A 12,823-nucleotide genomic window follows, 5' to 3' on the forward strand; every position below is an offset into this window, starting at 1 on the left:
CTAGGCCATCGCCGTGTCGATGGCCTGGGCGAGGCTCGCGAGGCGGGGATCCTCGTACAGGGTCTCGGGCGGCAGGACGTCTTCCGCGAACTGCTCCTCGACCCGTGCGAGGAACCGTATTGCCGTCAGGGAGTTGCCGCCGAGGGCGAAGAAGTCGTCGTCCGCGCTCACCTCGTCGATGCCGAACAGACTGCGCCAGATGTCGGCCAGCGCCTTCTCCGTGCTGGTGAGCGCCTGAGCGCCGGGCTCCGGGGCGGTGGGTTCCTGGGACGTCATCGTGCTCTCCTGGGAGTGTCGTGGTGCGGCGTCAGCACGGCCGTGGCGCCGCTTCGTGCGTGGCGAGCAGCGCGTGACGGTCGGTCTTGCCCGTGGGGGTCAGGGGCAGTCGGTCACGGGTGTGGATGCGGTGGGGCACCATGTAGCCGGGCAGCCGGGCCCGCAGATGAGCGCGCAGTTCGGCCTCCGTGACGGGGGCGTCCGGGACGACGAAGGCGACCAGCGCCTTCTCGCCGCGGGTGGTCACGGTGACGTAGCTCCGCCGCACCGCCGGGTGCCGGTCGAGCTGGTGCGTGATCTCGCCCAGCTCGATACGGAACCCGTTGATCTTGACCTGGTCGTCCTCCCGGCCGTGGAAGACCAGACGCCCGTCGGGCAGGAGGTAGCCGAAGTCCCCGGTGCGGTAGAGCCGTTCGGGAACGGAGTCCACCACCGCGTCGACGAACTTCTCGGCGGTCGGCTCCGGCATGCCGAGGTAGCCGGCGGCGAGGCCGTCGCCCGCTAGGCAGATCTCGCCGACGGCGCCCGGTGCGCACAGTTCGCCGCCGTCGACGACGTACAGCCGGGTGTTCTGGATCGGCCGGCCGATCGGCACCACCGCGGAGTCCTCGCTGATGCTGTCGACGCGGTGGTAGGTGGCGAACGTGGTGGCTTCGGTGGGGCCGTAGACGTGCACCAGCCGTCCGGGGCCGAAGCGGTCCAGCGCGGCGGCGAGATGGCGTACGGAGTGCGGTTCGCCGCCGGTGAGGAGGGTGCCCACCTCGGCCAGCGCGTCGGGCGCCTCGTCCAGCACGGTGTTGAACAGCGCCGTCGTGAGGAAGAGGACGGTCACCCGGTGCCGGCGCAGCTCCCCTCCGAGCCGCGACAGGCGCACGAAGTCGTGCGGGTACAGCACACAGGTGCCGCCGTGCAGCAGGGCGCCCCAGATCTCGAAGGTGGCCGCGTCGAACGTGACGGGGGCCAGTTGCAGCAGCCGGCTGGTGCGGTCGAGGGGCGCGTACCGCGCTCCGTACACCAGCCGGGTGATGGCGCGGTGACGGATGGCGACGCCTTTGGGCCGTCCGGTGGAGCCCGAGGTGAAGTTGACGTACGCGAGGGCGTCGGCCGGTACGGCCACTGCGGGCCCCGTGTCACGGCCGGCCGGGTCATCGCCGGTCACGGCCACCACCCGGCAGCCGCTCAGCCGGCGGTCCAGCTCGGACTCCCGGTCGGTCACCATCCAGGCGCACTCGGCGCCGGTGAGCAGCTGGTGCAGACGCTCGTCGGGCCAGGCGGCGTCGACGGGCAGGTAGGCGCCCCCGCACTTGAGCACCGCCAGCAGCGTGACGATCAACTCCGGTGAGCGGGCCACGCAGACGCCGACGACGGCCCCGGGCCTCACCCCCTGCTCCGCGAGACGCCAGGCGAGCGCGTTGGCCCGCCGGTCCAGTGCGCGGTAGGTCAGGGTCAGTCCGCCGTGGACGACCGCGGGCGCGTCGGGCCACCGGGTGGCGCAGGCCCCGAACAGTTCGGGGACGCTGCGGTCACGCGGGTAGGCGACGGCGGTGCGGTTCACGTCGCGGTGGACGGCCAGGGCGGCCGGGGATCCGGTGATCCGGATGGGCCTGGCGGTCTCCGGGAGGCCGCCCGGTGGCGCGGCACCCGGCGGGACCGGCGGCCGTGACGACGGGGGCATCGGCTCCCGCCCGCTCAGCCGGCGACCTGGAACGGCGTGCCGTTGACCGTCCGGTCGACGAACCTGTTGTGCTGGTACTCGTCCTTGCCGGAGACCAGCACACACCCGAACTTCTCCAGGCTGGCCTCGCCGCCGAACTCGGAGAGCGCGTCGGAGTACGGGTAGACCCTCACCTGGGTCGGCAGGTATCGCGCGGCGTAGCCCAGGCGCATGTCCTCGGTGAGCCCCGCGTGCGGGTGCGAGGCGTGCATGAGCGTGGACCAGAAGATGATGAACTGGCCCTGGCGCATGACCATGGACTGCGCCTTGGACTCGTCGGGGCTCCAGTCCGGATCCTTTTGCAACTGGCGGTAGTCGTAGCCGAAAAACCCCCGCCGAACGCCGTCCTTCTCCACCTTTCCGATGGAATCGGCGTTGTACTCCATGACCTTGGACTCGTCGTAGTTCATGGTCCTGTGCGAGCCCGGAATGAACTGGAGGCAGCCCATCTCCTCGCTCGCCTCGGTGAATGCGGACCAGACCGTGATCGTGCCGCCGAACTCGGAGTCCTCCGGCCAGACGATCTGCGGGTGCTTGGATCCGGCCACATTGGAGAAGTTGTCGGCCTGGTGCCAGTCGGTTCCCTCGTCCCCCGGGTACTTCGGGAAGAACTCGGTGCGCCAGCACAGGACGTCGGGGCCCAGCAGGCTGGAGACCCGGTGGACGATCTCCGGGCGGGTGATGTGCTCGGCCAGGAAGTCGACGTCCAGGTGGCGGTCGTAGTTGGCGAGATTGGTGACTCCCGAGATCCCCCTGCCCCGCCCGTAGATCGCCCGCTTGGTGTTCAGGAGCCTGGGCCGCAGGGCCTGGAGGTTCTTCGCCATCTCCTCGGGCTCGTAGAGGTCGAACGGACCGATGTAACCGTCGCGGTGGAACTGCTCGATCTCTTGCTGGCTGAGCTGGAAGTCGACCATGCGTCACCTGACTTTCGGCCATCTCTTCTGCACAGTGGAAGAAAACCCGAGCCCGCTCTCGCCGACTGTAAACAGCGGCGAGCCCGCTTGTGAAGGGCGCGTCGGCCGAAAGGAACGATCGTGAGCGCGCCTTTGACCTGCGAGACGGCTCTCCTGCTGGTTCGCCTAGTCGCTAACACGCCATCAAGGGGCGCCTTTTCGCCGCGCCCGAAATTCTGGAATTTCCGATACCGCTTCCATTCATGCCTCATTCACCGCCGGTCTGTTCGTACGAGGCGGCCGGGCGCCGGAGCTGATGGACCCGCTGGGCACCGCCACGGCGATCGTGTCCGTCTCCCCACCCGGCACCGGCTTCCGCACCGACCCGGGCGAGGCGGCGGACCACGCCGACGCGGAAGCGCACTTCCCCCGCCTCGGCGGCACCCCGCCCCCCGGCACGGTGGCGCCGGGACTGTGTGACAGCCGTGGCACAGCTGGGGCACGATCGTCAACCACCGGCCGGTCAAGGCAAGTTGGCACCTAGCATGAGGCCGACGGGTGATCCGGTGACGGCTGGGGGAACGTGTGGTGCTGGGAGGTTCGGCGGTGCGGCTCGGCTGCGCCGTGGCGGTGTGCGGCGCGCTGCTGGCCGGCTGCACCTCCGGTGGGGACGGGCCCCGCGGACCGGCGGCCGGGACGACGGCCCAGAGCGCGGTCAGCCCGAGTCCCTCGCCGACCGGCGTGGCCGGCATCGACCCGGCCAAGCTGCCGACGACCGCCGCTCAGGCCGCCGCCCTGGTCCGCGATGTCCTCGCGCAGCCCTCCGCGTTCGGTCCGGACGCGGTCCGCAGCAGCCCGTACGAGAGCGACCCACGGCGCTGGGCGGTGCTCGGGGACGACTGCGTCTGGGAGCAACAGGCGCTCCCGAAGGACGTCCTCGCCTCCCTGACCCGCCATTACGAGATCCCGGCGAGCGGCGGCCGGGGTCCGCTCGCGCTGAGCGCCGTCGTCACCGTGCACCGGACCGCCGAGCAGGCCGACCAGGAGAACGCCGAGGTACTGGAGGAGATGCTGCGCTGCCCCTCCCAGCTGCTGCGCTCGGCCGAGGTACTCACGGACCTGACCGACGTCCCGAACGCCCTCGGCGACTTAGGCAACGACTACGGCGACGACACCCTGACCGAGACCGGCACGTACACCAGCGACCGGCTCGGCGGACCCCACCCGTACGTCTGGGAGCAGACCCGCATCGGCCCGTTCACCGTCGTGGTCTCGGCCAAGGGCGCCAAGGGCTGGTCCAAGACCGACCTCTTCGACCGGCTGAGGGACCCGCACACGAGGATGCGCACCGGTCTGCGGCGCGCGGTCGAGCGGGACGCCCCGGCCGGTACCGGCGCCCCCTCGGGATCCGAGTCCCCCGTCACGAAGGGCAGCCGCCGATGACCGAGAAGCTCGCCCGCTCCGACCCGGCCCGGATCGGCGGCCACCGTCTGCTCGCCCGGCTCGGCGCGGGCGGCATGGGCGTGGTCTACCTCGGCCGGGCGGAGTCCGGGGAGCTGGCCGCCGTCAAGGTGATCCTGCCGGAGTACGCCGACCAGCCCGAGTTCCGCGCGCGGTTCCGCCGTGAGGTGGCCGCCGCCCGGCGCGTGGACAGCCCGTGGGCCGTGCCGGTGACCGGCGCCGACCCGGACGCGCCCGCGCCCTGGCTGGCCACCGCGTTCGTGCCCGGACCCTCGCTCGCCGAGGCGGTCGCCGCCTGTGGCCCGCTGCCGCCGCGCGGGGTACGTGCGCTCGGCCGGATGCTGGCCCGGGCGCTGACCGCCGTGCACGACGCGGGACTCGTGCACCGCGACGTCAAGCCCGGCAACGTCCTCCTCGCCCTCGACGGCCCCCGCCTGATCGACTTCGGCATCGCGCGCGCCGCCGAGGAGACGGCCCTCACCTCGGCCGACATGGTGGTCGGCACCCCCGGCTTCCTGGCGCCGGAGCAGGCGCGGGCGCACCCCGCCACTCCGGCCAGTGATGTCTTCGCCCTCGGCTGCCTCCTCTCCTACGCCGCCACCGGCCGCCCGCCGTTCGGCACCGGAGCCGTGGACGCCCTCCTCTACCGCACCGTGCACGACGAGCCCGACCTCGCCGGCCTCCCCGACGGCCTGCGCGAGCCGCTGGAGCGCTGTCTCGCCAAGGACCCGGCCGCCCGGCCCACCGCCCGTGAAGTGGACGAGGCGCTCGGCGAGCGCACTCCCGCCGGCACCGCGGACTGGCTGCCCGACGACGTCGTACGGCTCATCGCGGACCGCTCCGCCGCGATGCTCGCCCTGCCGGACATCGAGGCGACGGCCCTCGACGCGACGGCCCTCGACACGACAACGGACGAGCGGCGGGCGGTGGCTCCCGGGGACGCGTCACCGCGCCCCGGCAGCCGCCGCGCCTTCCTGCTCCTCGGCGGCGGGGCCCTGCTCGCCGCGGGCGGCGGCGCGGCCTTCTGGGCGTCCCGTCGCGACGACGGCCCCGCACCCGCCGCCCGCCGCTGGACACTCGGCGTCCAGGCCGACCTGACGGGCCCGCAGAGAGCCGTCGGGAGGGCCCAGGAACGCGGCGTGCGCCTGGCCGTCGAGCAGTTCAACGCCCGCGAGGACAAGCCGTTCACGCTGACCCTGGCGGTCGCCGACGACCGGGGCGACGAGACCGGCGCCGTCCGGGCCGCCCAGAGCCTCGCCGCCGACCGCGACCTGCTCGCCGTCATCGGCTCCACCGGCGACCGGACCACCGGCGCGAGCCTCGACACGTACGACGCCCGGCTCGTCCCCCAGCTCACGGCCTCCTCCGCACAGGAGGTGTACGGCACCTCGCAGCCCCGCCACTTCCTCCAGGCCGTCCCCGGGTACGGCGTGTCACCCGCGCTGATCGCCCTGCGGCTCGGCAAGGCGGGCGCCAGGCGCGCGGGCGTCCTGATCGACCGCGACGGCGGCATCGCGGCCTGGCAGCTCGGCCACACCACGTTCCAGTCCCTCGGCGTCATGAGGATCCCGGCCGAGCCACGGGTCGTACCCCGGCTGGCCCGGCATCTCGCCCCGGTGGTCGCGCAGCTGCTCGTCCACGAGCCGGACGGCATCGTCTACACGGGCACACCGGCGCGCGCGGCGGCCGTCGCCCGTGCCCTCGCGGAGCGGCGCTTCACCGGCGTCCGCGTCCTCGGCTACCCGGCCGCCGACCAGGAGTTCCTGACCGCCGCGGGCCCGGCCGCCGAAGGCTGGCAGGTCTTCGCGCCGTACATCGACCCGTCGGCCGCGCGCGTGCGGAGCTTCGCCACCGCCTATCGCCGGCGCTACGGCTCCGCGCCCCCGTACTGGGCGGCGGAGGCCTACGACGTGGCCCGGATGGTCATCACCCGCGTCACCGAGGCGGGCGGCCGGCCCTCCCGGACCAGGCTGTACGACCTGCTGGCGAAGGGCACCTACAAGGGGCTCGTGCGGACGTACGCGTTCGACAAGAACCGGATGCTCAAGGGGTACGACGTCTTCCGCTACGAGGTGAAGGGCGGCCGGTACGCCTACGCGGGGGAGGCGGCTCTCTGATGCGCCCGCTCACGGCGGACGACCCCGAGGACATCGGCGGCCACCGGCTGCTGGCCCGGCTCGGCGCCGGCGGCATGGGCGTCGTCTACCTCGCCCGCGGTGCGGGCGGGTCGCTGGTCGCGCTCAAGGTGATCCGCGCCGAGCACGCGGCGGACCCGGCCTTCCGCGCCCGTTTCCGGCGCGAGGTGACGGCCGTGCGGGCCCTGACCGGCCATGGGCTGGTGCCGGTCGTGGCCGCCGACCCGGAGGCCCCAAAACCCTGGCTGGCCACGCAGTTCGTTCCCGGTCCCGCCCTGTCCGAGGCGGTCGACGGCCACGGTGCCCTGCCCGTCGCGACGGTACGGACCCTGGGCCTCCGGCTGGCCGAGGCGCTGGGCGCCGTCCACGCGGCGGGGCTGGTGCACCGGGACGTGAAGCCGGACAACGTCCTGCTCGGCCTGGACGGCCCCCGGCTGATCGACTTCGGCATCGCCCACGCCGCCGGCGCCACCGCGCTCACCGCACCCGACGCCGTCGTGGGCACCCCCGGCTTCCTCTCGCCGGAGCAGGCGCGGGCCCGCGCACAGGAGGTCGGCCCGCCGAGCGACATCTTCTCCCTGGGCTGCGTCCTGGCGTACGCGGCATCGGCACGGCGCCCGTTCGGCACCGGGCACGCGGCGGGCGTCCTGTTCCGCACGGTGCACGAGGAACCCGACCTGACGGGCGTACCCGCCGACCTGCGGTCACTGATCGGGGCCTGCCTGGCCAAGGACCCCGCGCGGCGCCCGACGGCCACCCGGCTCGGGACCGCCCTGCGGGACCCCCGGACCTCGCCGGCGTGGGACGTTCCCGCAGCGCGGGACGAGGACTGGCTGCCGCCCGCGGTCCTCCGCCTGGTGGCCGAACGGTCCGCGCGCGCACTGGACGTCCCCACCCCCCGACGGCCGGCGAGCGAAGACACCGTCAACGGCCCGGCCGCCGCCGAACCGGCCGCCGCCCGGCCACCGACGCGGCGGCGCGTCCTGCTCATGGGAAGCGCGGCGGCCTCCGTGGTCGCGGTCGGCGGTGGGACCGCCGCGTACCTGACGGCCGGACGCGGGGCCGGGGGCGGTTCCGGAAGCGGCCTGCCCGTGCACACCCTCGGCTTCCAGGCCGATCTGACCGGCGACGGCAAGGCGGACGGCGTGGCCCAGGAACGCGGGGCGCGCCTCGCCGTGGCGCACCACAACGCGCGCGCCGGCATCGCCTTCCGTCTCGCGCTCGACACCTACGACGACCGGGGTGACGCCGCCCGGGCCCGGCAGGCGGCCGAGCGCTTCACCCGGACCGGCGTGCGCGCGGTCCTCGGCCCCGGCACACCCACCGCCGCCCTCGCCGCGGGCCCGCGCTACCAGGCCGCGAACACCGCCATGGTGTTGATCTCCGTGTCCGATCCACGACTCGACACCGGCGAGCTGCGGACCCTCTGCGTCACCCGGGGCCCGGAACGGCAGGTGGCGCTCGCGTTCATCACGTACCTGAACGCCGTACGACGGATCGACCGCGCCGCCGTCATCGACGACCGGGCCGCGAGCCAGGCGGGCGCCGATCTCACCGGCGCCCTCACCCAGGGCCTGCCCCAGGACACGACCAGCGTGCACTCCGTGGCCGCCGCCGACGACGACTTCCGCCCCGCCGTGCGCGCCGTCCTCGCCGACCGGGCGCAGGCCGTCGTCTTCAGCGGGACCTCACCGCAGCGCGCCGCACGCTGCGCCCGTGCTCTCGCGGACGCGGGCTTCACCGGGCCGCGGCTGGGCACCTGGCACATCATGCGCCCGGCCTTCCTCCAGCAGGCCGGACCGGCCGCCCGGGGCTGGCTGTTCGGCACCCCCTTCACCGACCCCGGCAGCGTGTCCCCGGCGTTCGTGTCCGCCCACCGCGCGGCCTACGGCACCGCACCCGGCCGCTGGGCACCGGAGGCGTACGACGCGGTGGGGCTGGTCGCGCGGGCCCTGGAGGCGCTGGGCGGCTCGGCGGACACCGCACCGGGTGCCGTGGCACAGCGCCTCTTCGGCCTCACCTACCGGGGCCTCGCCAAGACGCTCCGCTTCGAAGCCTCCCACGCCCTCGCGCTGGAACCGGACGCCGTGTACTTCCTGTACCAGGTGAGGGACGACGCCTTCCGGTTCCTCGGCCGGTACGACCGGGTGAGCTGAACCGCCCACCGTCCGCCCGCGGCGCGGGCGCGCGAGACCGCGCGGACGCGATACGGGGGAGGCGTCCGCGCGGTCGTTCGTGGAGCCGGGTCAGCCCGTCGCGCGGACCGCGTCGCGGATCAGCTCGGCGACGGCCTTCGGCTGGGAGACGGCCACGGCGTGCGAGGCGCCCTCGATCTCGACGATCGTCGCCCCGGCCCGCTTCGCGCCGAAGCGCTCCACCTCCGGGTTGATGGCGTTGTCCGCGCCGGCCACCAGGGCCCAGGACGGCTTGGTCTTCCAGGCGGCGGCGGAGGCCGTCTCCTCGAAGGCCGCGGCGGCCAGCGGACGCTGCGCGGCCGCGAGGATCTTGGTGACCTCCGCGGGCACGTCGGCGGCGAAGACCGACGGGAAGGCGTCCTCGGCGATGGTGACCTCGACGGCGGGCTCGCCGCCCGGGACGGGGTACGTCCACTGCTTGAGGTTGCTCACCAGCGGCGAGAGCGGGAAGCGGCCCTGGAGCTCGCCGAGGCTCTCGCCCTCATCGAGGGCGTAGGCGGCGACGTAGACGAGGCCGACGACGTTCTCGGTGGTGCCGGCCACGGTGATCAGCGCACCGCCGTACGAGTGGCCGACCAGCACGACCGGACCGTCGATCTGGGAGGCGACGGAGGCGACGTACGCGGCGTCGGACGCGAGGCCGCGCAGCGGGTTCGGCGGCGCGATCACGGGAACGCCGTGGCTCTGGAGCTCCTCGATGACCCCGGACCAGCTCGCCGCGTCGGCGAAGGCTCCGTGTACCAGGACGACGGTAGGAGTGGTGCTCATGTCCGTGCTTCTCCCCGGGATCAGGCGGTGTGCAGGGCGGCGTGCAGCGTGCGGACCGCCATGGTGATGGCGGCCTCGGCGGCGTGCGTGCCGCGCAGCGCGTTGAGCATCACGAAGTCGTGGATGATGCCCTGGAAGCGGACCGCGGTGACGGGCACACCGGCCTCGCGGAGCTTGTTGGCGTACGCCTCGCCCTCGTCGCGCAGCACGTCGGCCTCGCCGGTGATGACCAGGGCCGGGGGCAGACCGGTGAGCTGCTCGGTGGTGGCGCGCAGCGGGGAGGCGGTGATCTGGGCGCGCTCGGTCTCGTCGGTGGTGTACTGGTCCCAGAACCACTGCATGCCGTCGCGGCGCAGGAAGTAGCCGGTGGCGAACTGGTGGTACGACGGCGTGTCGAAGTTCGCGTCCGTGACCGGGTAGAACAGCACCTGCTGCACGAGCGGGATGCCGCCGCGTTCCTTGGCCATCAGGGTCAGCGCGGCGGTCATGTTGCCGCCGACGGAGTCACCGGCCACGGCGAGGCGGGAGCCGTCCAGGCCCTTGGAGGCGCCCTGCTCCACGACCCACTTGGCGACGGTGAAGTTCTGCTCGATGGCCACCGGGTAGCGGACCTCGGGAGAGAGGTCGTACTCGGGGAAGACCACGGCCGCGTCGGCGCCGACGGCGAGTTCGCGCACCAGGCGGTCGTGGGTGTGGGCGTTGCCGAAGACCCAGCCGGCGCCGTGGATGTAGAGGATGACGGGGAGGGTGCCGGTGGAGCCGGCGGGCTTGACGATCCGTGCCCGGACGCTGCCGGTGGGGCCGCCCTCGACGGTGATCCACTCCTCGTCGACGGCGGGCTTGTCGATCTCGCCGGACTGGACCTCGTCGACGGCCTTGCGGCCCTCGGCGGGGGGCAGGTCGAAGAGGTAGGGCGGGTTGGCGGTCGCCGCCACGAACTCGGCCGCGGCGGGCTCCAGCACCGGGGTCACCGGCGCCTGGGCATCAGACATGTCGATCTCCTGCACTTGCATAGGGGGCACCGGTCGTTCCGGCGTACGAGCCGGATCGACGTACTGGGCACTCCGGCGCCGCTGAGGGCAACAGTAGGACCGCTCCCGGCGGGCGATTGCCCGTCCGTGCACGCATGACGTCCCCAAAGTGCACGAGTGCCGCCCGTCGCGGGCCGAGTGCACTGTGAGGTACGGGTCAGTGCACGGAGGGGATACCCGGCGCTGTTCCCCGGCCCTAGCGTGAGGGCACAGCGGTCGCGCTTCGCCCATCGGATACGACGGCGGACTCCCACGCCATCACCGCTGTTCTCGCCCGCGTCTTCGATCGCGTTTCCCGTCGCCCCGCTCGCCGCTCTTACTGGGCGCCGAGCGCGGGCGCGGCGGACATCCAGGACGCCCACCACGCAGGAGGTCTCGCACACGTGTCTGTCATGCCGGTCGGCGGGCTTGTTCCCCAGGCCATCGACGACGCCGCGGAGCTGGTCGTCCGCAACGCCAGCATTCATACGGGGGACCCGCGCCGCCCGCGTGCCGAGGCGCTCGCGGTGCGAGACGGTGTCATCACGGTAGTCGGCGACGACAAGGACGTCGCCCCGCACGTCGGGCCCGACACGAAGGTGGTGGACGCGCTCGGCCGGCGGATGATCCCGGGGCTCAACGACGCCCATCTGCACGTGATCCGGGGTGGCCTCAACTACGTCCTGGAGCTTCGCTGGGACGGCGTCCGGACGCTCCGCCAGGCCCTGGCGATGCTGCGGGAACAGGCCGCGCGGACGCCGAAGGGCCAGTGGGTGCGGGTGGTCGGAGGCTGGTCGGCCGACCAGTTCGCCGAGCGGCGGCTGCCGACGGTGGCCGAGCTGAACGCCGCCGCCCCCGACACCCCGGTGTTCGTGCTGCACCTGTACCAGTCGGCCGTCCTGAACCGGGCGGCGCTGCGGGCCGCCGGGTTCGCCAAGGACACGCCCGACCCGAAGGGCGGGCAGATCGTCCGCGGCCGGGACGGGGAGCCGACCGGCATGCTGCTGGCCGCGCCGAGCGCCCTCATCCTCTACTCGACGCTGGCCAAGGCGCCGGTCCTGGAGGGCGAGGACAAGAAGGTGTCGACCCGTCACTTCCTGCGCGAGCTCAACCGGTTCGGCCTGACCTCGGCGATCGACGCCGCCGGCGGCTTCCAGAACTTCCCCGAGAACTACAGCACCGTCGTCGAGCTGGCGAAGGCCGGTCAGCTGTCGCTGCGCATCGCCTATCACCTCTTCCCGCAGACCGCGGGCCAGGAGATAGCCGACCTCACCCGCTGGATCGAGATGGCCCGTCCGGAGGACGGGGACGCGTGGCTGCGTCTCAACGGCGCGGGCGAGAACCTCACCTGGGCGGCGGCGGACTTCGAGAACTTCAGCCAGCCGCGCCCGGAACTCGGCGACTACGAGGGCGAGTTCGAGAAGGCCGTGCGTCTCCTGATGGAGAATGGCTGGGGGTTCCGGCTGCACGCCACGTACGACGAGACGATCCGCCGGGATCTCGCGGTCTTCGAGAAGCTGGCCGCCGAGGGGCTCTTCCCGGCGGGGAACCGGTGGCTGTTCGACCACGCGGAGACCGTGTCCGCGCAGAGCCTGGACCGTGTGGCCGCGCTCGGCGGTGCCATGTCCGTCCAGAACCGGCTGTACTTCCAGGGCGAGGCGTTCCTGCGCCGTTACGGCCCCGGAGCCGCTGCGGACGCCCCGCCCATCCGGGCCATGCTGGACCGCGGGCTGACCGTGGCCGCCGGTACGGACGCCACCCGGGTGTCCACCTACAACCCCTGGGTCGCCCTGCACTGGCTGGTGAGCGGACGGGACATCGGCGACCTGGTGCTCCGCTCCCCCGCCAACCGCGTCGACCGGGAGACCGCGCTGCGGATGTTCACCGTCGCCGGCGCCGAACTGACCGGCGAGGAGCAGGTCAAGGGCGTGCTGCGGCCGGGGTGTTACGCGGACCTCGCGGTGCTGTCCGACGACTACTTCACCGTGCCGGAGCCGGAGATCGCGAACATCGAGTCCCTGCTCACGGTCACCGGCGGCCGGATCGTCTACGCCGCCCGCGAGTACGAGGGCCTGGACGAGGAGCTGCCGCCCGTCACCCCCGCGTGGAGCCCGGTGGCGCACTTCGGCGGCTACCAGGCGTCCCGGCCGGCCGGTGTGCGCCAGGCCGAGGCCCTCGGCGAGGCCGTCGCGGAGTCGGAGCAGCACCGCGCCTGGCGCGCACGGCGCGGTCTGGCCCCCGGCGCGGCCGACATGCCGTTCGATCCCTGCTTCGTCCTCTGAGCGGTCCCCGCTCCGTCCACACCCGCAGACTCCGTCCCCAGGACGGTCGTTGCCCGGCGCGGACGCCCGTCCGCGCCGTTACCCAAGAA

The 12,823-nt window shown here is 73.4% G+C and carries 9 protein-coding genes; 4 read left to right on the top strand and 5 right to left on the bottom strand.

The genetic code is table 11. The features are described from left to right. Genes AQJ11_RS07975 through AQJ11_RS07985 form a run of 3 tightly spaced genes read right to left on the bottom strand, consistent with a single transcriptional unit; the run spans position 1 to position 2,904 of the window. On the bottom strand, positions 1-276 hold the full coding sequence (locus AQJ11_RS07975; protein WP_059262389.1) for a phosphopantetheine-binding protein: 276 nt from the start codon (positions 274-276) through the stop codon (positions 1-3). Between the two features lie 31 nt (positions 277-307). Next, positions 308-1,951 (bottom strand): amino acid adenylation domain-containing protein, encoded by a 1,644-nt coding sequence (locus AQJ11_RS07980; protein WP_059262390.1) that lies wholly within the window; start codon positions 1,949-1,951, stop codon positions 308-310. Positions 1,952-1,965: 14 nt separating this feature from the next. Beyond that, positions 1,966-2,904 (bottom strand): chlorinating enzyme, encoded by a 939-nt coding sequence (locus AQJ11_RS07985; RefSeq protein ID WP_014676920.1) that lies wholly within the window; start codon positions 2,902-2,904, stop codon positions 1,966-1,968. 567 nt (positions 2,905-3,471) lie between these two features. On the opposite strand from AQJ11_RS07985, the gene AQJ11_RS07990 reads away from it, so the two are divergent. From AQJ11_RS07990 to AQJ11_RS08000, 3 genes are read left to right on the top strand one after another with little or no spacing between them, the layout of a single operon-like run. Beyond that, a complete protein-coding gene (locus tag AQJ11_RS07990) occupies positions 3,472-4,326 on the top strand; it encodes a hypothetical protein (protein WP_244218154.1) in 855 nt (284 codons plus the stop codon). Beyond that, positions 4,323-6,461 carry a bifunctional serine/threonine-protein kinase/ABC transporter substrate-binding protein gene (locus AQJ11_RS07995; RefSeq protein WP_059262391.1) on the top strand — a complete coding sequence of 713 codons (2,139 nt, stop codon included), beginning with the start codon at positions 4,323-4,325 and terminating at the stop codon, positions 6,459-6,461. Before AQJ11_RS07990 ends, AQJ11_RS07995 begins: the two co-directional genes overlap by 4 nt. Beyond that, entirely contained in the window at positions 6,461-8,635 is a 2,175-nt protein-coding gene (locus AQJ11_RS08000) for a bifunctional serine/threonine-protein kinase/ABC transporter substrate-binding protein (protein WP_059262392.1), read from the top strand. Before AQJ11_RS07995 ends, AQJ11_RS08000 begins: the two co-directional genes overlap by 1 nt. Positions 8,636-8,725: 90 nt before the next feature. On the opposite strand, the gene AQJ11_RS08005 is transcribed toward AQJ11_RS08000, so the two are convergent. Then, positions 8,726-9,442: an alpha/beta fold hydrolase gene (locus AQJ11_RS08005; RefSeq protein WP_014676916.1), complete on the bottom strand. Its 717-nt coding sequence runs from the start codon at positions 9,440-9,442 to the stop codon at positions 8,726-8,728. A 20-nt stretch (positions 9,443-9,462) separates the two neighbouring features. Next, positions 9,463-10,434 (bottom strand): alpha/beta hydrolase, encoded by a 972-nt coding sequence (locus AQJ11_RS08010; RefSeq protein ID WP_059262718.1) that lies wholly within the window; start codon positions 10,432-10,434, stop codon positions 9,463-9,465. A gap of 431 nt (positions 10,435-10,865) precedes the next feature. Between AQJ11_RS08010 and AQJ11_RS08015 the strand changes: the two genes are divergently transcribed. Next, entirely contained in the window at positions 10,866-12,734 is a 1,869-nt protein-coding gene (locus tag AQJ11_RS08015) for an amidohydrolase (RefSeq protein ID WP_244218179.1), read from the top strand. Positions 12,735-12,823 lie beyond the last annotated feature (89 nt).

The sequence above is a fragment of the Streptomyces corchorusii genome (assembly GCF_001514055.1).
GTDB classification, from domain to species: Bacteria; Actinomycetota; Actinomycetes; order Streptomycetales; family Streptomycetaceae; genus Streptomyces; species Streptomyces olivaceoviridis.